This window comes from Rhizomicrobium sp. (assembly GCF_056722145.1).
On record NZ_JBWZET010000376.1, the window covers coordinates 1 to 20,487 of the forward strand.

At 64.6% G+C, this 20,487-nt stretch carries 16 protein-coding genes and 1 pseudogene; 5 read left to right on the plus strand and 12 right to left on the minus strand.

Annotation, left to right across the window (positions count from 1 at the left end; translation table 11 throughout):
* A pseudogene (locus AC1P6P_RS19870) lies at positions 1–457 on the plus strand (lipid-A-disaccharide synthase); the annotation flags it as partial.
* Positions 458–538: 81 nt separating this feature from the next.
* Here AC1P6P_RS19870 and AC1P6P_RS19875 read toward each other — a convergent pair.
* A complete protein-coding gene (locus AC1P6P_RS19875; RefSeq protein WP_481404182.1) occupies positions 539–1,630 on the minus strand; it encodes a lysozyme inhibitor LprI family protein in 1,092 nt (363 codons plus the stop codon).
* Positions 1,631–1,901: 271 nt separating this feature from the next.
* Here AC1P6P_RS19875 and AC1P6P_RS19880 point away from each other — a divergent pair, with 271 nt between their 5' ends.
* Positions 1,902–2,909 (plus strand): aspartate-semialdehyde dehydrogenase, encoded by a 1,008-nt coding sequence (locus tag AC1P6P_RS19880; protein ID WP_481404183.1) that lies wholly within the window; start codon positions 1,902–1,904, stop codon positions 2,907–2,909.
* A 32-nt stretch (positions 2,910–2,941) separates the two neighbouring features.
* On the opposite strand, the gene AC1P6P_RS19885 is transcribed toward AC1P6P_RS19880, so the two are convergent.
* On the minus strand, positions 2,942–4,027 hold the full coding sequence (locus AC1P6P_RS19885; RefSeq protein WP_481404184.1) for a class I SAM-dependent methyltransferase: 1,086 nt from the start codon (positions 4,025–4,027) through the stop codon (positions 2,942–2,944).
* 77 nt (positions 4,028–4,104) lie between these two features.
* On the minus strand, positions 4,105–4,569 hold the full coding sequence (locus AC1P6P_RS19890; protein WP_481404185.1) for a CoA-binding protein: 465 nt from the start codon (positions 4,567–4,569) through the stop codon (positions 4,105–4,107).
* Positions 4,570–4,784: 215 nt separating this feature from the next.
* Here AC1P6P_RS19890 and AC1P6P_RS19895 point away from each other — a divergent pair, with 215 nt between their 5' ends.
* Entirely contained in the window at positions 4,785–5,867 is a 1,083-nt protein-coding gene (locus AC1P6P_RS19895; RefSeq protein WP_481404186.1) for a hypothetical protein, read from the plus strand.
* A gap of 977 nt (positions 5,868–6,844) precedes the next feature.
* Here AC1P6P_RS19895 and AC1P6P_RS19900 read toward each other — a convergent pair.
* On the minus strand, positions 6,845–8,152 hold the full coding sequence (locus tag AC1P6P_RS19900; RefSeq protein WP_481404187.1) for a citrate synthase: 1,308 nt from the start codon (positions 8,150–8,152) through the stop codon (positions 6,845–6,847).
* A gap of 83 nt (positions 8,153–8,235) precedes the next feature.
* Positions 8,236–9,648: a glutamate--tRNA ligase gene (gltX, locus tag AC1P6P_RS19905; RefSeq protein WP_481404188.1), complete on the minus strand. Its 1,413-nt coding sequence runs from the start codon at positions 9,646–9,648 to the stop codon at positions 8,236–8,238.
* A 116-nt stretch (positions 9,649–9,764) separates the two neighbouring features.
* On the opposite strand from gltX, the gene AC1P6P_RS19910 reads away from it, so the two are divergent.
* A complete protein-coding gene (locus AC1P6P_RS19910) occupies positions 9,765–11,843 on the plus strand; it encodes a ComEC/Rec2 family competence protein (protein ID WP_481404189.1) in 2,079 nt (692 codons plus the stop codon).
* A gap of 16 nt (positions 11,844–11,859) precedes the next feature.
* On the opposite strand, the gene lexA is transcribed toward AC1P6P_RS19910, so the two are convergent.
* The gene (gene lexA, locus AC1P6P_RS19915) at positions 11,860–12,591 is read right to left on the minus strand and encodes a transcriptional repressor LexA (RefSeq protein WP_481404190.1); all 732 of its coding nucleotides are present in this window, start codon (positions 12,589–12,591) and stop codon (positions 11,860–11,862) included.
* Positions 12,592–13,197: 606 nt separating this feature from the next.
* Here lexA and AC1P6P_RS19920 point away from each other — a divergent pair.
* Entirely contained in the window at positions 13,198–13,857 is a 660-nt protein-coding gene (locus AC1P6P_RS19920; protein ID WP_481404197.1) for a transposase, read from the plus strand.
* A gap of 78 nt (positions 13,858–13,935) precedes the next feature.
* On the opposite strand, the gene AC1P6P_RS19925 is transcribed toward AC1P6P_RS19920, so the two are convergent.
* The 6 genes from AC1P6P_RS19925 to AC1P6P_RS19950 form a co-directional block, all read right to left on the minus strand.
* Positions 13,936–14,484, minus strand: a complete 549-nt coding sequence (locus tag AC1P6P_RS19925; protein WP_481404191.1) for a hypothetical protein — start codon at positions 14,482–14,484, stop codon at positions 13,936–13,938.
* 131 nt (positions 14,485–14,615) lie between these two features.
* The gene (locus AC1P6P_RS19930) at positions 14,616–14,951 is read right to left on the minus strand and encodes a hypothetical protein (RefSeq protein WP_481404192.1); all 336 of its coding nucleotides are present in this window, start codon (positions 14,949–14,951) and stop codon (positions 14,616–14,618) included.
* A complete protein-coding gene (locus AC1P6P_RS19935) occupies positions 14,948–16,132 on the minus strand; it encodes an IS4 family transposase (RefSeq protein ID WP_481404193.1) in 1,185 nt (394 codons plus the stop codon). Before AC1P6P_RS19935 ends, AC1P6P_RS19930 begins: the two co-directional genes overlap by 4 nt.
* A 225-nt stretch (positions 16,133–16,357) precedes the next feature.
* Positions 16,358–16,612, minus strand: coding sequence for a hypothetical protein (locus AC1P6P_RS19940; RefSeq protein ID WP_481404194.1), 255 nt, complete (start codon positions 16,610–16,612; stop codon positions 16,358–16,360).
* Positions 16,613–16,841: 229 nt separating this feature from the next.
* Positions 16,842–18,662 carry a methyl-accepting chemotaxis protein gene (locus AC1P6P_RS19945; protein ID WP_481404195.1) on the minus strand — a complete coding sequence of 607 codons (1,821 nt, stop codon included), beginning with the start codon at positions 18,660–18,662 and terminating at the stop codon, positions 16,842–16,844.
* 61 nt (positions 18,663–18,723) lie between these two features.
* On the minus strand, positions 18,724–20,487 hold a 1,764-nt coding region (locus AC1P6P_RS19950; RefSeq protein ID WP_481404196.1), incomplete at its 5' end, for a methyl-accepting chemotaxis protein.

Sequence of the window (20,487 nt, forward strand, 5' to 3'; positions counted from 1 at the left end):
GGGTACGGACGGATGGCCGCTGCCGCTCGCCATCGTCGAAGGCGAAGCCGAGAAATTCGCCGCTTTCGATGCCGCCGATGCCGCGCTCGCCGCGTCCGGAACGGTGACGACCGAGCTGGCGCTCGCGCATACGCCGATGGTAGTGGCCTACAAGGTCGGCAAGCTCACCGCCGTGATCTATCGCAGGCTGATCGGCCTCAAGGTGCGCTACTACACGCTGATGAATTTGATCCTCGACCGCCTCGCGGTGCCCGAGCTGATGCAGGAGGATTGCCGGCCCGAGCTGCTCGCCGATGCGGTGGCGCCGCTGCTCACCGATGCCGCGGCCGCCGCGCGTCAGGTCGCCGACCAGAACGAGGCCCTGCGCCTGATGGGCGAGGGCGCCGACCAGCCCTCACGCCGCGCGGCAAAAGCGATTTTGGAGTTTCTGGGCGAACCTACGGCAGCGCCGAATTAGGCTGACTTTCTTCCCCCGCTATTTCAACCTGGTGCGGCTCAGCAGCCCGTTCACCGCAGGGGAGAAAAGACGCGCAACGCTTCACTCCCCCGGCTTCCGCGGTTTGTCGAACACAATCGCGAAATGCAGCTGGTCCTTGACCTCGAGCCGGAAGCCTTTGGCGCGCTTGATCGTCTCCAGCACCTTGGCTTGTGCGGCGAGATCGTCCTCTTCGCATTGTAAATCGGCTCCGCTGTCGAGCGCGAGATCGATGCGGGTGATCAGGCCGGCGTCGTTATAGGTCATGGTTTCTTCGCCGCAGATCATGCCCTGGAAATTGTCCATGCCCGGCAGGCCGACGCCCGAGAACACGCCGGTATCGAGCGTCGTGATCAGTTTCAGCGCGCCGCCTTTCCAGGCATAGGTGGAAAGGCTCCACTCGCAGCAGCTGTCGCGGGCGTTGACCGCAATCGTCCTGGTTTTGGGATCGGGCATGACGTCAAACCCCGAAAGCTGATCGCCGATGGCGCTCGCCACGAAGCGTCCGCTCTTGGGATCGAACAGCCAGTACGCATACTCCATGTTGGGACCGGCGGTTGAGGAGACCGTGAGCTGGAGATCGGCGAACCCGTCGAAATTAACATCCGTCAGGCCAAGCGCTGTGCCGAGCCCTGCGAAGAAAATGCGGCCATCGAGCTTGAAGGTCTGCTTGCCCCGTGCGGTGGTGACGGCAAGGTCCGTCAGCGTGGCGTCGCTGCCATCTTTCGTTCCCGACAGCACCGCAGCGATCCTAAGCGGATGGTTCGGCGCAAAACACGTCATCGTGAACGCGGCCGCGGCGAGCTTGGGTTTGGCGCAGGTGACGAGGTTCGGTCTCTGCAGCGCCTCGATCCGATCCTGATACTGGCGCTTCACGCACGCAATTTGCGCCGTGCGGGCGCCGGTGAGGCAGGGTGCGCGCGTGGAAAGGAAGGCGCGCTGGCCGTCGCGCAAGCCCGCGGCGTAATCGGGATTGGCCGAAACAATCTTTCCGTACGCGGTCGCCAATGTCGCATCGGCGGTGGCGAGATCGGGATCGGAGCAGATCAGCTTTTCCATTCCAGTGGCGGCCTTGGCGCAATCGAAGCTTGCCGCGGGACCGTTTCCAGCCGCCGCGCCCGTCATCATCAGCGCGGCCAATACCAGCAATCGCATGGTTTACCCCCGGAATTGCGGTCTCATCGGGCCAGTGGTGCGCAACCGGGCGCTTGTGTCAATCCGTCCGTTGACGGCGCCGCTCCTCGCCCATAGGTTTCGCCCATCATGATCGCCACGCTTAAGCGCACGCTCAAGACGACCAAGCCCGCCGGGGCTTTGGTTCGCGCGCGCCGATAGCAAGGCACACAACGCCCGAAACCGAAGCCCCAGCCGCAAGGTGAGGGGCTTTTTTGTTGCCCGCGCCGGAGGCCCCTGAAGGAGGATAGCCATGAAGAAGAACCCCACCGTTGCCATTGTCGGTGCCACCGGCGCCGTCGGCGTCGAATTTGCCGGTTGCATGGAGCGCAGGAATTTTCCGGTCGGCAAGTTGGTGCCGCTGGCGAGCGCGCGCTCCGTCGGCAAGACGATGGCGTTCCGCGGCGAGGCGATTCCGATTCAGGAACTGACCGAGGCGTCGTTCGAAGGCGTCGATATCGCGATGTTCTCGGCCGGGGCTTCCATCAGCCGCAAGTTCGCGCCGCTCGCGGTCAAGGCGGGCGCGGTGGTGGTCGACAATTCGTCGGCCTTCCGCATGGACCCGCAGGTGCCGCTGGTGGTACCGGAAATCAACGCCGCCCGCATTCAAGATCATAAGGGCATCATCGCCAATCCGAACTGCGCCACCATCATGGCGTTGGTGCCGCTGTGGCCGATCCACAAGGTCAACCGCATCAAGCGCGTGATCATTTCCACCTATCAGGCAGCCTCGGGCGCCGGCGCCGCGGCGATGGCCGAACTGGTGGAAGCGACCAGGGCGTATCTCGAAGGCAAGCCGTTCGCGCAGAAGGTGATGCCGCATCCCTATGCCTTCAATCTCTTCAGCCACAATGCCGGCATCGATCTCGACACCGGCTATAACGGCGAGGAGTCGAAGGTCATCGCCGAGACCAAGAAGATTTTCGAGGACGACGAGATTGCGGTCGGCGTGACGTGCGTGCGCGTGCCGGTGCTGCGCGCCCATACCGAGGCGATCACGGTGGAATGCTATGAGCCGATCACCGAGGCGGACGTGCGCAAGATGCTGTCGGTGGCGCCGGGCGTGAAGATCGTCGACGATCGCGAGAAGAACTATTTCCCGATGCCGATCGATGCCTCGGAGCAGGACGACGTCCTGGTCGGCCGCATCCGCCGCGATACCTCGGACCCGACCGGCCATTCGGTGGCGCTGCTGGTCGCCGGCGATCAGCTGTTGAAGGGCGCCGCCCTCAACGCCATCCAGATCGCGGAACTGCTGTAACGCCGGTGGGGCGGAGGCCCGGCCTCCGCTCCTCAGGCCACCGCCTCGAGCACCATGTTGAACGGCGTCTGGGCGGCGCGGCGCAGGCTTTTGAAGCCGGCTTTGCCGACGATGATCTCGCGCAAGCGCCGTTCGCCGGCCTGGGCTCCGAGCGCCGGGCCGTTTTTCGCCAGTGATACCGGCACGCAGATCAGCGACGAGGCGCCGTAGTAGACGCGTCCCACCGGATTGAGATTGCCGGTCACGTCGTCGGCGGCGATCGGTTCGACGAACATGCAGCGCCCACCGGGCTTCAGCGCGTCGCGCGTGTGGCGGGCGGCGCCGGCCGGATCGGCCATGTCGTGCAGGCAATCGAAGAAACAGGCGAGATCGAAATCGCGCTCGCCGTACGTGGTGGCGTCGGCGACTTCGAAGCGGGCATTGGGGGCGTTCGCTTCGGTGGCGCGGGCGCGGGCGATTTCCACCGAAGGGCCGTGATAGTCGATGCCGATGAATTGCGACAAGGGAAAGGCCTTCGCCATCAGGATGGTGGAGGCGCCGTGACCGCAGCCGATATCGGCGATGCGTCCGCCTTGCTGCATCATGGCGACGGCACCGTCGATCGCCGGCAGCCACTCCGCGATCAGGTGGGCGTTGTAGCCGGCTCGGAAGAAGCGTTCGGTGCCGTGGAACAGGCAGCGGTGATGATCGCCCCATTCCATGCCGGCGCCGCTGCGGAAATTCCTCAACGCCCGCTCGCGCACCGCGAACAGATCCTGCACCACCATGTAGGCGCCGGGCAGGTCGACCGGCCCATGCGGATTGGCAAGACACAGTGCTTGCGTCTCGTTGAGGTAATAGCCATGGGTGACGGGGTCGTAATCGACATAGCCGCCCGCCGCCTGGTTGCCGAGCCATTCGCGGACATAGCGTTCGCTGGTGCCGGTGCGCTTGGCAAGTTCGTCGGGCGTCAACCGCGCCTGGGCGAGTTCCTTGTAGAAGCCGAGTTCGTCGCCGATCAGCACCAAGACCGCGCTCATCGCCGCGCCGAGGTCGCCGATCGCCTTGTTGAGGAAGGCCTCCAGCCCGCCGGGGGCGGCGAGCATCATGTCGTTCGAGGAAAACTGACTGTCGGGCATCGCAGCCTCCCGGATTGTACGTGAACCGTACAGGGAAGCATTGATGACGCCTACGCCTCATCCATGACACGGACCCGTCACGGAACCTTGCCGAGCAGCTTCAGCATCCAGCAGAAGAACTTGTGGGCGCCGTCGACCGGCGCGATGTACATCAGCGGGCAGCCGCCCTCGATGGTTTCGATTCCGGCAGCGCGCGCCGCCGCCAGCGCGTCCTCGGAGACGCTGCCCTGGCCGAACGAGCGGTGGAACCAGATGTGCTTGACGCCTTTCTCCGCACACTGACGAACGATGCAGGCGGCAAGCTCGGGCCGCGTCGCCACCACGACGCCGTCGATCTCGCCGGCGATGGCGCCGAGGGCGGGATAGGCGCGGGTGCCTTCGACTTCGCCGGCGTTGGGATTGACGGCGAACACCTCGTAGCCCGCATCGCGCAATTTCTTGAATATGGCGTTGCCGACATGGCCGGCGGCACGCGAGACTCCCGCGACGGCTATGCGCTTGCCTTGCAGAAAAGCGGCGACGGCGGCGGGCAGGTCGGACATTGGCGTCTCCCCAGAATCTCGGCGCCGTCTATGCGCTGCGATTGTGGCGCCAACCCGGCGGCCGGCGGCGATCAACAAGGTGTGACCCTCATCGTGGCGCCGCTACGTTCCCGTTGCGTTCACTTGTCGTGTTAACACTTCGTTGAGCACAGCCGTTCAGCCACGGTTCAGGCTGGGACGCTCAGGATGCTGAACGGTGGCGCGGGACTGGGCGCATGAAGAAGATTCTGTTCGCGATTGTCGGATGCACGCTGGCCGCTTCGGCCGACGCGGCGGTGGTGTGCGCGACGCCGCCGGAGATGAAGGTGCTGCAGTCGGCGGCGTTGCAGCAGCAGTTGATGGTGGCGGCGTTGAGCTGCCACATGAGCGCGGATTACAATGCTTTCGTCACCGCCTACCGCGGCCGGCTGCAGCAATCGGATCAGGCATTGCAGGCGTTTTTCGCGGCGCGTCCGCGAGGAGAGGACTACAACGCCTACAAGACCCGCCTCGCCAACACGGTGTCGTTGCGCAGCACGCGCGATCCCCAGTTCTGCGCCAGCGCCCAGAAAGTGTTCGACATGGCGTTGGGGCGGGGCGGCGAGCGCAACGGCTTGGCGCCCGAACCGCCGCAATTGATCGACACCGGTTATGAGGGCTGCCGTCCGGTCGATGGCGCCCAGCTTGAGGTGCGGGCGCTGCCGGTTCCGACCCCGCGGCCGCAGGTTGCCGCACCGCGCGTCGCGATGGCCAAGCCGAAGACCGAGGTCGAGCACGCGTTGTCGTTGCGCCCGTCGCCGGCAGCCAAGCCGGTACCAAAGCCGGTACAGGTCGCAACCGCCACGCCCAAGCCAACGCCGCCGCCCGCTGTCGCCTCTGCCAAACCCAAACCGCTGCCAATCACCGGCGTTCCGGCCAACGCGGCACCGCCCGTTGCCGCGTCGCGACCGCCGACGAGGCTCGCCGCCGCGACGCCCGCCGCAACTCCCGCCGACGAAGGCCCGACGCAGTCTGCCGATACCGCCCCGGCCGATATCGAGCTGCCGCGTACCGCCGAACGCCCGCATTGGCAAACGCCGGCGGCTGACACCGCGCCCGCCGATACGACACCGGACGATAATGGGTATGCGGATGATCACTTCCCCAACGCCTACCGCCCTGGGGCGCAATGGGTCCGCGAACCGCCGCTGCCGGCTTGGCGCCCCGTTCGCTGGTATCCGCCGCGCCCGCGCTGGCACCGCCACGGCGCCCGCATGGTGCTCGGCCCCGACGGCCGCTGGATCGTGCTCATCGGCACCGGCCCGAGGTGGAGGGAGTGAGGCAGCCATTCTTTCTGCCGCCGCGAGCGGGGTGATTTATCCGTAGGCAGATAGACCGTGAAGGAAACACCATTCTGCCCCCACGGGCGTGGCGATCCCTCCGCAGACAGATAGAAAGTGAAGGAAACGCCTTTCTGCCCCCACGGGCGGGGCGATTTATCCGCAGGCAGATAGACCGTGAAGGAAACGCCTTTCTGCCCCCACGGGCGGGGCGATTTATCCGTAGGCAGATAGACCGTGGGGGAAGTGGCGCGGCAGCGCCCAAGGGGGCTTGTTGTCCGTCGCGAGCCCCCTTTGCCCTGACGGGCACTTCCCCCGCGGTCACTGTGCGAGATCACAAAGTCCTGTGCCCGCGGGGGCAGAAAAGATATCAGGGATATCTGCAGATATCAGGGGACACTATGATATCCGGGGACACTATACTTAATTAGGATATCCGGAGGATATCCGGGGACACTATACTTAATTAGGTCTCCCCGCCTGGATTTTTCGTCCGCAGGCATAATGCCTGCACCTGCCTCTCTTTCCGAACGGTGCTTCGTTTGTCGCACCCCCTTGAAGTGTGCCACTTCAATTCCCACGTCTTGAGGGGGGAGTGGAGGATTGATGATGACAAGCGGTGAGGAGAGGTCGCGTCTCCCCGTAGCCGTGGAGCAACGTCGAGACAGAACTGACCCAGGATACGCAGCTCGCGTGCGTATCAGACAATCGAGGCGGCAACACCTCGTGCGTGCGGGTTTCACAGGGCAGACGGAATGTGCCTGTCAAAAGGCCGCCTGATCGCGGTCGTTGCTGGCGCGCCGACTGTGGAGGGCGCTCCCCGAACGAGCGGACTTGCGAAAAACAAGCCCGCTCTCGGCATAATTAAAGGGAAGATTCTCACGCGGAGACGCGGAGATAGTGTGCGTGCGGCAACCGAGCCAAGTCTTTCAACGCGAGTTGCAGCGGCCCCGCTTGGCACGCTCGCTCCGCACGCCCTATCGTTTCTCGATCGGCAGATACTCGCGGGATTTGGCGCCGGTGTAGATCTGCCGCGGGCGGCCGATCTTCTGGTGCGGGTCTTCCAGCATTTCCTTCCACTGGCCGATCCAGCCGACGGTGCGGGCGAGCGCGAACAGGGCGGTGAACATCGCTACCGGGAAGCCCAGCGCCTTCAGCGTGATGCCGGAATAGAAGTCGATGTTGGGATAGAGCTTCTTCTCGATGAAATACTCGTCCTGCAGCGCGATGCGTTCGAGTTCGATCGCCACCTTCAGGAGCGGATCGTTGTGCAGCCCGAGTTCGTCGAGTACCGCGTGCGCCTGGATCTGCATCGCTTTCGCGCGGGGATCATAATTCTTATAGACGCGGTGGCCGAAGCCCATCAGGCGGAAGGGATCGTTCTTGTCCTTGGCGCGCTTGATGAACTCGGGGATGCGATCGACCGTGCCGATGGTCTCCAGCATCTTCAGCGCCGCTTCATTGGCGCCGCCGTGCGCCGGACCCCACAGGCAGGCAATGCCGGCGGCGACGCAGGCGAACGGGTTGGAACCCGACGAACCGGCGAGGCGCACCGTGGAGGTGGAGGCGTTCTGCTCGTGATCGGCGTGCAGGATGAAGATGGTATCGAGCGCCTTCGCCAGCACCGGGTTCACGACGTATTCCTCGGTCGGATAGGAGAAGCACATCCTGAGGAAATTCTCGGTGTAGCCGAGCTTGTTGAGCGGATAGACGAAAGGATGGCCGGTCGAATAGCGGAACGCCATCGCCGCGATGGTCGGGATCTTGGCGACCAGGCGCACGCAGGCGAGTTCGCGCTGGCGCGGATCGTTGATGTCGAGGGAGTCGTGATAGAACGCCGACAGCGCCCCGACGACGCCGCACATCACCGCCATCGGATGGGCGTCGCGGCGGAAGCCGCGATAGAACGAGGCCAGTTGTTCGTGGACCATCGTGTGGTGGATGATGGTGTGGCGGAACTGCTCCATCTGCTGCTGCGACGGCAGTTCGCCGTAGAGCAGGAGATAGCAGACCTCGAGGAAGGTCGATTTGGCCGCCAGCTGGTCGATCGAATAGCCGCGATAGAGCAGGATGCCGGCATCGCCGTCGATGTAGGTGATGTCGCTTTCGCAGCTCGCCGTGGAGGTGAAGCCGGGATCGTAGGTGAAGACACCGGCATCGCCATAGAGCCGTCGGATGTCGACCACTTCGGGGCCTTCGCTGCCGGCGAACACCGGAAGCTCAAAGCTCTTGTCCTTGTAGGTGAGGGTCGCCTTTCCGGCTGGAACGGCCTTACTGTCTCTCATTTCGCTCTCCCGGCATCAACGATCTGTCGCGCTTTTCTGCAATGCAGCAATATTCCGATACCCTGTCAATGTCTGGAATTGGCCTAAAGTGCGTGAGTTGTGAGCCGTTGCAAGGATTCGTCGCGGCCGAGCACCTCCAGCATCGCAAAGATCGGCGGCGAAGTGGTCTTGCCGGTGAGGGCGGCCCGGAGCGGCTGTGCCACCTGCCCAAGTTTTAGGCCCTTCAACTCGGCGAAGGCGCGCGCCTTTTCCTCCAGCGCGGGACCGGTCCAGTCGGTGTCTCCGAGGCTCGCCAGGAATTCCCCCAGCGTGCGGCGGGCATCCTCGGTGAGGAGTTTGGCGGCGGCGTCGTCGGTCTGGCGCGGCCCATCGGTAAAGAGGAAGTCCGCCGAGGTGGTGAGATCGAGAAGGGTCTTCGCCCGCTCCTTCAGCGCCGGCATCGCCTTGATCAGCCGGTCGCGGGCGACGGGGCTGAGGCTGCGCGGCGGGGTTTCGCGGCCCATCAGATGCGCGACCTCATCGGCCAGTCCGCCATTGTCGGTTTCGCGGATGTAGTGGGCGTTGAGGTTGTCGAGTTTCTTGAAGTCGAGCCGCGCCGGGCTCTTGCCGATGTTTTCCAGGCTGAACCATTCCACCGCTTGCGGCGTCGGGATGATCTCATCGTTGCCGTGGCTCCAGCCGAGGCGCAGCAGGTAGTTGCGCATGGTCTCGGGCAGATAGCCCATGTCGCGGTATTCGCCGACCGCCTGGGCGCCGTGGCGCTTCGACAGCTTGGCGCCGTCCGGCCCGTGGATCAGCGGCACATGGCCATAGGTGACCTCCGGCCAGCCCAGCGCCTTGATGAGCTGCATCTGGCGGGCGGCGTTGTTGAGATGGTCGTCGCCGCGGACGATGTGGGTGATGCCCATGTCGTAATCGTCGACCACCACCGCCAGCATATAGGTCGGGGTGCCGTCCGAGCGCAGCAGGATCATGTCGTCGAGCTGCTCGTTGGCATAGCGCACGTCGCCCTGGACGATGTCGTGGATGATGGTTTCGCCTTGCTGCGGCGCCTTGAGGCGGATCACCGAGGGGGCCCCGGCCGGGGCTTCGGACGGATCGCGGTCGCGCCAGCGCCCGTCATAGCGGATCGGTTTGCCCGCGGCCCGCTGGGCCTCGCGCATGGCGGTCAGCTCTTCCGGAGTGGCGAAGCAGCGGTAGGCTTTGCCCTCGGCCAGCAGCTTTTCGGCGATTTCGCGGTGCCGGGCAGCGCGGCTGAACTGGTAGGTGATGTCGCCGTCCCAATCGAGGCCGAGCCAATCGAGCCCCTCGATGATGGCGGCCACCGCCTGGGGGGTGGAGCGTTCGCGGTCGGTATCCTCGATCCGGAGCAGGAATTTGCCGCCGGTGTGGCGGGCATAGAGCCAGTTGAAGAGGGCGGTGCGCGCCCCCCCGATGTGGAGCATTCCGGTGGGCGAAGGCGCAAAGCGCAGGACGGGTTTCTGGTTGTCTGTCATGATGCTTCGGGGCTTAAGTGAATCCGGGGGCGATGGCAATTTGGCACTCGGGCGAAGGGGCCCGCGGCGCTGGTCTTATAGCGGCATCGCGGGGCCAAATCGCAAAAATCGTGGCGATGCCGCGGATTATTCGCGACCACGCCGCTGCCGAGCGGGCGCGCTGGCCGCTGTGGATTCCGGTCAGTCTGGCGGCGGGGGCGGGGTCCTATTTCACCCTGGCGGCCGAGCCGGCCGCGAGCTGGGCCCCCACCGGCGCCGCGCTTGCCCTGGTGTTGGGGGTGCTGGCGGCCAAATTCGAGCGGCCCGGCCTGCGGATCGCGCTGGCGCTGCTGGCGGCGTTCGTGCTCGGTTTTGGGGTGGCGCGCTGGCGCACCGAGCTGGTCGCGGCGCCGACCCTCAGCCACCGGGTCGGTCCGGTCCACCTTCAGGGCCGGGTGGTGCAGTCCGAACCGCGCGGCTATGGCAGCCGGATCGTTCTCGAACCCGCTACGACCGCGCGTTTGCGGGCGATGCCGCGATTTGTGCGGCTCCGGGTGCGGGCCCATAGCGCGGTTCCGGAGCCGGGGACCTGGGTCCATGTGCTCGCGATCATGATGCCGCCGCCCGCGCCCTCGACGCCCGGCGACTATGATTTTGGGCGCTGGGCCTATTACCAGCAGATCGGCGCCGTCGGATACGTGTATGGGCGCCCCGAAGCGATACCGCCGCCGCGCCAGCCGACCTTGCGCGAACGGTTCCTGGACGCCCTGGAACGCCTGCGCACCACCATGACGGAGCACATCCGCGAGGTCATTCCCGGCCACGAGGGCGTGATCTCGGCGGCGCTGATCACCGGCGAACGCGCCGACATCGACGCCGACGACCAGACCGCCTTCCGCGACTCCGGATTGATGCATGTGCTGTCGATCTCCGGCCTGCATCTGGCATTGGCGGGTGGCGTGTTTTTCTGGGTGATCCGGGCGCTGTTCGCACTGTTTCCGGCGATTGTGCTGCGGCACCCGATCAAGAAGTGGGCGGCGATCGGGGCGCTGATCGGATCGACGTTCTATCTTCTCATCAGCGGCTGCGAGGCGCCGGCAGTGCGCTCCTGGGTGATGCTGACCATCATGTTCTCGGCGATTCTGGTCGACCGGCCGGCGCTATCGATGCGGGCGGTCATGCTGGCGGTGGCCCTGATTGTGCTGGAGACACCCGAAAACGTACTCGATCCCGGCTGTCAGATGTCGTTCGCCGCGGTGATCGGCCTGATCGCCTTCGCCGAATGGCAGGCCCAACGCCCGCGTGGCGAGGCCAGCAAAGCGCTGTGGCGGCGGGCTTGGCGCTATGTGCTCGGCGTCGTCATCACCTCGACCATTGCCGGGCTGGCGACGGCGCCGATTTCCATCTTCCACTTCGATCGCGCCTCGCCGTTCGGGATCATTGCCAACCTTCTCGCGCTGCCTGTGGTCGGCGTCGTCATCATGCCGGCGGCGGTGGCGGCGATGGTGCTGATGCCGTTCGGGCTCGACACCTGGCCGTTGATCGCGATGGGCAAGGGCACCGCCGTGATGCTCGCCATCGCGCGCTGGGTGGCGGCCATTCCCGGTGCCGGAACCGCGGTGCCGGCGTGGCCGGCGTGGTCGGTGGCCCTGGTAATGGGCGGCGGCCTGTGGGTGGCATTATGGCGGCGCGGCTGGCGATGGCTGGGACTGGCCCCGATTGCGGCCGGCCTGATCCTGGTGCCGACAGTCCGTCCGCCGGATATCCTGATTTCCTCCGATGCCCATACGGTGGCGCTGCGGCTCGACAGCGGGCACCTCGCGCTGACCGCTGAGCCGACCGACAAATACGCCGCCGCCAGCTGGCTTCGGCGGGCGGGCGACGACCGCGACCCCGACGACGCCATCGGCGGGCCGGGACTGACTTGCGATGCGCTCGGCTGCATCGCCCGGCTGCGCGGATCGCTGGTTGCCATCGACGCTCGCGCCGATGCGCTGCCCGAAGACTGTGCCAACGCCCGCATTCTCGTGACGTCGGTTTCGGCGCACCACGTTTGTCGCGGCCCCGAGGTGCTGATCGACCGCCGCGACGTGGCGCGGAACGGGGCGCACGCCGTCTGGATTGGCCCGCCGCTGCGGGTCGCAAACGTCGAAACCGCACGCGGCATGAGGCCGTGGAGCCTGCACTATCAGCGCTATCTGCGCCAACCGCATTGAGATCGGTAGAGGTTCGTCAATACCGTCGGATCAGCCCGACCAGCTTGCCCTGAACCTTGACCCGGTCGGAGCCGTAAAGCCGGGTTTCGTAGGCCGGGTTGGCCGCCTCCAGCGCGATGGAATCGCCGCGGCGGCGCAGGCGCTTCAGAGTCGCTTCGTTGTTGTCGACCAGGGCCACCACGATCTCGCCGGTGGTGGCGGTATCGGCTTCCTGGATAATCACCGTATCGCCGTCGAGAATGCCGGCGTTGATCATCGAATCACCGGTGACTTCCAACGCATAGTGGTCGCCGCGGCCGATCATGCCGCTCGGCACCGGGACGTCGGCAATCTTGTTCTGCAGCGCTTCGATCGGCGTGCCGGCGGCGATGCGGCCGACCAACGGCACATTGATGGCGCCTTCGCCTTCACCCATCGAACGGCGAGGCGAGCCGGCGCCACGCGCATCGGGGGCCGCGCCGCGGGTGCGGTGGCCGGGGCTCATGCGTTGGGCCTGGCTGCGCGTCTGAGCGGGGCGCAGCGTCTCAGCCATGTTCTCCGGCAGCTTGACAATTTCGAGCGCCCGGGCGCGCTTTTCCATGCGGCGCAGGAAGCCGCGCTCCTCGAGCGCCGTGATGAGGCGGTGAATGCCCGATTTCGACTTCAGATCGAGCGCATCCTTCATTTCATCGAAGGATGGCGGAATACCGGATTCGCGCACCCGTTCGTGGATGAACATCAACAGCTCGTACTGCTTTTTGGTGAGCATTCCCAAGGGCCTCCGTTTGACCGCCCCCGGCGCCCCGAACGGCCGCCGGCGAACAAATCCGAAACACGGAGAATCGTTCTACTTTAGTTCCCTTGAGGCGTCAACATGCTCGTTGCAGGCGAGCCGACACGTCGCAGGGGCGGTGTGAAAGAGACTTATTCCGAAGAACGTGGCGCCCCACTGCGCACCGCGAATGTTCGGCGTTATCATCCATGAGGTGGGGCGAAATGTAATTAAGTACAGTGCCCCGGAATGTAGTAATTAAGTATAGTGTCCCCTGAATGCCCTGAATGCGCTGGAGACAAGGCGTCTGATTCACAAGCATTCATGAATGCGTACAACCCTACCAGCGGAACGTACTCGGCCAGTAATGCTTGGGAAATGTACTTTTCTTCAGGTCCGGGCGGAAATCCGTATTATGCGAGGGAGGCATTTGCGGAGAGCTTTGCTGATGTTTTCGGCGGTCCAATGGCAAGTATCCCTGCCGCGTTCGCAAGTTCCAGCGTTTTGACTAATTCCACCACGCGCCCAACCTTGGCCGCTTATTGTAAATCAGGGGACATTATACTTAATTGACAATCCCGGTCCATGCGCTATCCTGCACCTATGGCGAGATTGGCGAGAGTGGTGGCACCGGGGGTGCCGCATCATGTCACCCAGCGCGGCAATCGCCGCCAGCAGGTGTTCTTTTCCGACAACGATTACGCACTCTACAAGGAGTTGCTGGCGGAGGGGTGCCGGGAAGCCGGCGTGGAGGTGTGGGCCTATTGCCTGATGCCGAACCACGTCCATCTGATCCTTCTGCCGCGCGACGAAGACGGCCTGCGCGCGGCGCTGGGTGAGGCGCATCGGCAGTATACGCGGCACATCAATTTCCGCGAAAACTGGCGCGGGTTCCTGTGGCAGGGGCGGTTTGCCTCGTTCCCGATGGATGAAGCGCATCTGCTTGCGGCAGCGCGTTATGTGGAAACCAATCCGGTGCGCGCGAAGCTGGCGCGGCGGTCGCGCGATTGGCGCTGGTCGAGCGCGCGGGCCCACCTCGCCGGGCGCGACGACGGGCTGGTCAAGGTGGCGCCGCTGCTGAAACTGATCGACGACTGGGCCGGGTTTCTGGCGGATGCTCCGACGGCGGAGGACCTCGATGCCATCCGCCAAGGCGAACGAACCGGGCGTCCGCTCGGCAGCGCCAAGTTCATCAAGCGGCTGGAAACAAAACTCGGGCGCACCCTGGCCAAACAAAAGCCGGGCCCCAAGCCGCAGGACTAATTAAGTATAGTGTCCCCGTTTTTCAGTGTCCCCGTTTTTCCCCGTTTTCTCTGCGGCTGGCGCTGCCGGCCGAGGGCGCTATTGGTCGGCGACGAAGTCCGGGTTCGACAGCATGACCTTCACCGTCGTCGGGGCGTTGTTGGCGCTTTCGATCTGGATTTCCTGGAACAGCCAGCCGCCCTTGTCGGTTGGGCCGCCGAGATAGGGTACGAACGAGAACGTGCCGTTTTCCTGCCAGGTGACCCGCGTGATCAGCAGCCAGTTGAGCGCCGGCAGGCCTTCGAAGCTGAAGCGGCCGGAGCCGTCGCACATCGCTTTCTTGTCGAACTTGTGAGCGCGGCGCTCGTAATTGGCCGGAACGCCTTTGCCGCTTTCGAGCAGCTTCGACAGCTCCATGTTGTAGCCGGTCAACGGCATCAGCGAGACGCTCTCGCCGGCGCAAGTCACGACCTGTCCGCCGGGCATCTTGTAGAACGCCTGTCCGCTCACGGTGTAGGGGCCGGCCTGCTTCCAGATGGCAAAGTCGTCGTCGTGGAACGGTGTCAGGATTTGATAGGCCGGCTCGGAGGCGCAACCGCAGGCCAGCAGCACTGCGACGAGCGGAACGATGCGGAATGCGGCGGTCATGCCCAAGCCCTCGGGAAATCGCGGTCGATTTTGGGGCGACAGGGTAAGCGGCCGGTTAATTCCCCGTGCTGCCGGAAAAAAGGCAGCCGGTGCGGGAGGTTGGAAAGCCGCACCGGCCAAGCTACGGAGGTCTACTGTTCATAAGGTCCGTCGGACTGGCGATCGTCGGGATAGCGGTCGCCGGGATCGCGCTCGTTGGGGCCGTAGGCCGGGCCATCGTAGCCGCGATTGTCTGGTCGATAGCCGGGCGGCGGCGGATCGTAATATTGCGACTGGGCCCGCTCGCGATCGCGCTGCGATGCCGCGACGATGGCGGTCAAGGCGAGAAGACCGAGCCCCACTGCAACGGCCGCTCCGTCGCCGTGGCCGCGGTGAGGGCCCCAGCCATGGTCGTAGCGTGCCTGATGACCTGGGCCGAACGGATCGGCGTAGGCGGCGGTCCCGCTCATCAGGGCTACGGCATTCACACATTTGTGCCTCCTGTCAGGAGGGCGACGCCACGCTTTGCGGCTTGGAACTCGATCCATCCCTGGAGCATGACGATGGGGCCTGGTTTTCCATAATATCCGGTCCATCCACCAAGGCGGGCGCAGACCCAGGCGGCATAGGCGAGGGAGCCTCTGGGGTGAGGATTTTTCTGCCGCTCCGTCGCTCCCTGAAGCTTTTCGCAGAAGGCTTCAAGCAGGCCTGCATCTTCTGGCTCGAATGCATCGCATGAAGGGCGCAGGGGGGCTGGTCCTTGGATCCCGTCGCGGGCATGCACGAGTTGTTGGATCGTAATGGCGGCGATGAGAGTGGCCATAACGAGTCGGCTGAGTGGCGCTTCTTCATCAATGAGGAGGCCTTCGATATCGAAGCCCTGTGTTTTCATGGTTCGGAAGAGCTGCTCTATCGCCCAGCGTCGGCGATAGAGATCGACCACCGCAAAGGCTTGGCTTGCGTCGTCTACGCCATGCGTGGTCAACAAACGCCAGTGGACCGCTTCGCCAAGCGGCGGATCGATCTGGCGCACATCCACCAAGGTGAGGCTTACACTTTCGGGCAACCCCGCCCGAACGCCACTTCGAGGCCGCGCCACATCCACCTTGGCGAAGCGGATGGCCACCTGCATCCGACGCGCTTTACGGCCGGGTTTGGCCGGTAAGTCGAGCTCGGCGCGACCCGCCACGGGCAAGCTATCGGCAAACCCGAACAGCCGCCCGCCATCATCCAAACAGCGATCATGGGCTGCGCGCACCAAAAGATCGGTTCCTGGCGGACACAGGGCAAAGGCCGCAAAAATATCGCTCTCCCGATCAGCGATCACCGTCACCTGTGCGGCAGCGGCACAGACCTCAGCCGCCTTCTGCGCGCCATCCAACCATCGTTGGCTCTCTTTGGCTGCCACCGGCTTACTCCGCCGGGATATGCGACAGCCTTTGTCCCTGCTCAGAAAGCTGGCGTGCGCCAAGCCGAGGATCGCCCCCTCATCGGCGTCCACCACCAAAACGGGATGCAGATAAAGCCCACCGCCGCCCTCTGATCGAACCACCGTGGTGTCTTGGATCGCCAAAACCCGACGCCCCTGGCAACGTTCCGCCGTCCGCCGACCTGCTTCAGCCGACATTTCCGCAATCGTCACCGCAGGATTGCGCAATAAGCGCGTCAAGCGGATCTCGCCCGCGCGATCACCGCCCAAACGCCGAACGCGAAGACCTCGACCGCCCGTCTCAACCAAACGAGCGTGCAAAAAGGCCCCCCTTTTTCCAGGCGACGGTCGCCAAACCGCCCCAGCGTGATTGTCGACATCCTCTGTCTCCCAGCATTCCGGAAAGCATGGAATCAGAGAGAACACCGCTGCACAAACGGAAATGTGTGAATGCCGTAGCCCGGTCTAGTGTGTCTGGCTTTCGATATGGCCGGTCAGCGTACCGACGCTCCAGCCCAGCGCGTCGCGGGCGAAATCGCCATCAAATTCGAAATCGTACGTAGGGCGGAGCTTGCATCGAACGCAGTTGAGAAAATTCGAGATCGAATACAGGTCATAATGAAAATCGGTCGACATGACCTTCTCCGGATCGTCGGTCGGCCAGTGTTCTGCACAAAGCTGATCGGTAACCGCGGTCGCGACGGCGATGCTCTTGGTCATCGGAACCCCCTTGGGATAGTCCTGACCCAGGAGAACCATTGTAAGTTGTATCACCAAAAACGTCTAGACCGAATTGCACGCGCCCGGTGAGCGCGCCGTCACCAACTTCGCAATGTGAGATTAGCGACCAGGCCATTTTACCGTTTGTCGGAAACGGTGGATCGGTCCAGCTTTTTTATTGGTCGCGCTTCATACCCGAAAACCGGATTCCACTTTTCGGTGAAGCGCTCTAGAATTCGCTCCAGCTGTCGCTTTCGGGCTTTGCGACAGCGGCGGTGCGGATCGCCCGCGACGGCGCCACCGCTGCGCGCAATTGCGGCACCGCTCGGGCGATCCTTTGCACCGCACCAACGTCAAAGAAGCCGATCAGCTCCTGCAGCCGCTGGGTTTCGTCGGCGAGGTTACGGGCGGCGGCGGTCGATTGTTCCACCATCGCGGCATTCTGCTGCGTCACCTGATCCATCGCGCCGACGGCGGCGTTCACTTCCTCGATGCCGGTCGCTTGCTGATGCGCCGCCACCGCCATTTCCTGCACGATGCCGTTGATCTGCTGCACCTGCCCGACGATGTGCATCAGCGCCTTGCCGGTGGCGGCAACGTGGCGGACGCCATCCGAGACCTGCTCGCCCGAGGCGCTGATCAGCGTCTTGATCTGCTTCGCCGCTTCGCTCGAACGCTGCGCCAGCGCGCGCACTTCCGACGCCACCACGGCAAAGCCCCTGCCCGCATCGCCGGCGCGCGCCGCCTCGACACCGGCGTTCAGCGCCAGCAAATTGGTCTGGAACGCAATCTCGTCGATGACGCCGATGATGTCGGTGATTTTTCGCGACGACTGGGAAATCATGTCCATCGCGCGCGTCGCCGTTTCGACCACGCGCCCGCCCTCTTCCGCCGCATTCTTGGCCGAGGCCATGGAGTCGTTGACCTCCTTGGTGCTGGCAGCGGTTTTCTTGACGGTGGCGGTGATTTCTTCCAGCGCGGCCGAGGTTTCTTCCAGCGAGGCCGCCTGCTGCTCGGTGCGCCGCGACAGATCGTCGGTGGCCTGCGAAATCTCGCGGGCGCCGGTGGTGATCTGGCCGGTGGTGGAAAGCACGTTCTTCAGCGTCTCCTGCAAGCGCGCGACCGCGGTATTATAGTCGGTCTTCAGCTTGGCAAACGCCCCGGTGAGGTCGGCCGTGATCCGATGCGTGATATTGCCGTTGGCAAGATGATCGAGACCGGCACCGATGCTGGCGACGATGCGCTGTTCCTGTTCGGCCTTGGCCTGGCCGGCATCGACGATCTGGCGATGGAACAAGCTCATCGCCTGCGCCAGCTCGCCGATTTCGTCGCCGCGTTCGGTCGGAAGACTGCCGGCCTCGAAGCGGCCGCCGGCCATGCCGTGGGTCGCATCGGTCAGCCGTTGCAACGGCGCCACGATCTTGACTACGGCGCCCCAGATTCCGGCCGCGATCAGTGCCAGCAGCAGCGCCGCGAAACCCCACGTCGCGGCGACATAGATATCGCGCGTGCGCTCGGACGCGGCCTGCAGCGCATCGAGATCGGCGCTCTGATGGGCGACCAGCGCATCGATGGCCTTGCGATGCTCGGCGTAGGCCGCCGACAGATCGCGATAGGCGGCCTCGGTCGCCGCGGCGTCGTGATGCGCCAGCGCCGGCTCCAGCGCGCGCGTTTCGACGTCCCAGAAGGCATCGGCGCTGTGCCACGCCGTTTCCAGCAGCGCCCGGGTGTCGGCATCGAGATCGGTGGTGCGCCAGTAGGTCTTGCGCTCCTCATAGCTCTTGCGCAGATCCGCCAGCCGCGTCAGGTGGCTCGCTGCCTGCGCCGGTTCGCGCACCGCCAGCGTCGCCTCGAGATACGGCTCGATGACATATTCCGGCGGCGGCAGGATGTCGGCGAGAAGATCGAAATCCGCCTTCAGCTCGCTGTAGACCGGTCCGCCGATACGAAGCTTGGACAAGGCGGCGCTGTTGGTACCAAACGACGCGACAAAGCCCAGCACCAGAGCAATGCTCGCGACGATGACGGCTCGCTTGATCGTGATCTGCATCTAAAATCCCAACGCGACGGTCGTCGCCAGCTACTTCCCGCCCGCTCGGACGAAAGGGTTGTCAAAACTCGGTCCAGGCGTCTTCGTCGGCCTCGGGCTTCACCGCGACGGCGGCACGCGCAGCGGCAGCGGGACGGGCGACGGCACGCGGCACCGGTTTTAATGCCGCGCGCGGCTGCGGCGACGGTCGGGCGATCGCCTGCACGGTGCCGACATCGAAGAAGCCGATCAACTCCTGCAGCCGCTGGGTTTCGCCGGCGAGGTTGCGCGAGGCGGCGGTGGATTGTTCGACCATCGCCGCGTTCTGCTGCGTCACCTGATCCATCGATCCGACGGCGGCGTTCACTTCCTCGATGCCGGTCGCTTCCTGCTGCGCCGCCATCGCCATCTCCTGGACGATGACATTGATCTGCTGCACCTGCTCGACGATGTGCATCAGCGCCTTGCCGGTGGCGGCGACATGCTTGACGCCGTCAGACACCTGTTCGCCCGAGGCACTGATCAACGACTTGATCTGCTTTGCCGCTTCGCTCGAGCGCTGCGCCAACGCCCGCACTTCCGACGCCACGACCGCAAATCCTTTGCCCGCATCGCCGGCACGCGCCGCTTCGACGCCGGCATTGAGCGCCAGCAGATTGGTCTGGAACGCGATCTCGTCGATGACGCCGATGATGTCGGTGATCTTTTTCGACGATTGCGAGATGGCGTCCATCGCTTTGGTGGCGGTTTCCACCACGCGCCCGCCCTCTTCCGCGGCATTCTTGGCCGATGCCATGGAGGCGTTGACCTCCTTGGTGTTGGCGGCGGTTTTCTTGACGGTGACGGTGATTTCTTCCAGCGCGGCGGAGGTTTCCTCCAGCGAGGCGGCCTGCTGCTCGGTGCGCCGCGACAGATCGTCGGCGGCCTGCGAAATCTCGCGCGCCCCGGTGGTGATCTGGCCGGTGGTGGAAAGCACGTTCTTCAGCGTGTCCTGCAGACGCCCCATCGCGGCGTTGAAATCGCCTTTCAGCTTGAGGAACGGTCCGGTCAGGTCCGCGTCGATGCGGTGATTGAGATTGCCCTTGGCGAGATGATCGAGGCCGGTACCGATGCTCGCCACGATGGTTTCGGTCTGTTCGGCCTTGGAGCGTTCGGCGGCAGCGAGTTGGTTCTTGAAGGTCGTCATCGCGCCCGCCAGCTTGCCGATCTCGTCGCCCTGGTCGGCGTGCGGCACATGCGCATCGAGCTTGCCGGAAGCGAGGTCTTCCATCGCGCCGGTGATCGATTTGAGCGGCGAGGACACCCCGCGGATCAACATCCAGCCGGCGCCCATGCTGAGCGCCGCCGCCACCGCCATGACGATCCAGACCCACAGCTGCGAGGTCTTCAGCGTGGCATCGCTGGCGTCGGTCGCGATCGCTCCGCCCTTGACGTTATAGGCCAGAGCCTCCTCGATGTCGCGGCGCAATTCCTCGAAGCCCGCCATCATGGTGTGCATGTAGTAGTCGAACGCCGCCGCCTGTCCCTGGCTCTTCTCGATCGCGAGTTCAGTCTGCAGCAGCGGCTCGTAAGCCGCCCACGCAGCGCTGATGCGCCCGCTGATCGCCTTCTCATCGCCGGCCCTGGAGGAAGCCTCGTACGCCCGGACGAGTTCGGCGGTCTTGTCGTGAAGCCCTTGCAGCTTGGAGAGGGCATTCTGGCGCGCGCTGGGTTCCGTCGACATCAGCACGGCACCCTGCCAGGAGCGGAAGCGGGTCGCGCTATACTGAAGCTGCGCCAGCTGCTGGGTGTCGGGAAGCCAGCGATGGCCAAGCTCCTGGGCGCGGGTGTCGACTTCCTGCAGCCG

What these genes read in the sequence shown, in the direction of transcription:
- AC1P6P_RS19875 (WP_481404182.1), bottom strand. Translation starts at nt 1,630, where the DNA reads ATGCGATTGCTGGTATTGGCCGCGCTGATGATGACGGGCGCGGCGGCT.
- AC1P6P_RS19880 (WP_481404183.1), top strand. Translation starts at nt 1,902, where the DNA reads ATGAAGAAGAACCCCACCGTTGCCATTGTCGGTGCCACCGGCGCCGTC.
- AC1P6P_RS19885 (WP_481404184.1), bottom strand. Translation starts at nt 4,027, where the DNA reads ATGCCCGACAGTCAGTTTTCCTCGAACGACATGATGCTCGCCGCCCCC.
- AC1P6P_RS19890 (WP_481404185.1), bottom strand. Translation starts at nt 4,569, where the DNA reads ATGTCCGACCTGCCCGCCGCCGTCGCCGCTTTTCTGCAAGGCAAGCGC.
- AC1P6P_RS19895 (WP_481404186.1), top strand. Translation starts at nt 4,785, where the DNA reads ATGAAGAAGATTCTGTTCGCGATTGTCGGATGCACGCTGGCCGCTTCG.
- AC1P6P_RS19900 (WP_481404187.1), bottom strand. Translation starts at nt 8,152, where the DNA reads ATGAGAGACAGTAAGGCCGTTCCAGCCGGAAAGGCGACCCTCACCTAC.
- gltX (WP_481404188.1), bottom strand. Translation starts at nt 9,648, where the DNA reads ATGACAGACAACCAGAAACCCGTCCTGCGCTTTGCGCCTTCGCCCACC.
- AC1P6P_RS19910 (WP_481404189.1), top strand. Translation starts at nt 9,765, where the DNA reads ATGCCGCGGATTATTCGCGACCACGCCGCTGCCGAGCGGGCGCGCTGG.
- lexA (WP_481404190.1), bottom strand. Translation starts at nt 12,591, where the DNA reads ATGCTCACCAAAAAGCAGTACGAGCTGTTGATGTTCATCCACGAACGG.
- AC1P6P_RS19920 (WP_481404197.1), top strand. Translation starts at nt 13,198, where the DNA reads ATGGCGAGATTGGCGAGAGTGGTGGCACCGGGGGTGCCGCATCATGTC.
- AC1P6P_RS19925 (WP_481404191.1), bottom strand. Translation starts at nt 14,484, where the DNA reads ATGACCGCCGCATTCCGCATCGTTCCGCTCGTCGCAGTGCTGCTGGCC.
- AC1P6P_RS19940 (WP_481404194.1), bottom strand. Translation starts at nt 16,612, where the DNA reads ATGACCAAGAGCATCGCCGTCGCGACCGCGGTTACCGATCAGCTTTGT.
- AC1P6P_RS19945 (WP_481404195.1), bottom strand. Translation starts at nt 18,662, where the DNA reads ATGCAGATCACGATCAAGCGAGCCGTCATCGTCGCGAGCATTGCTCTG.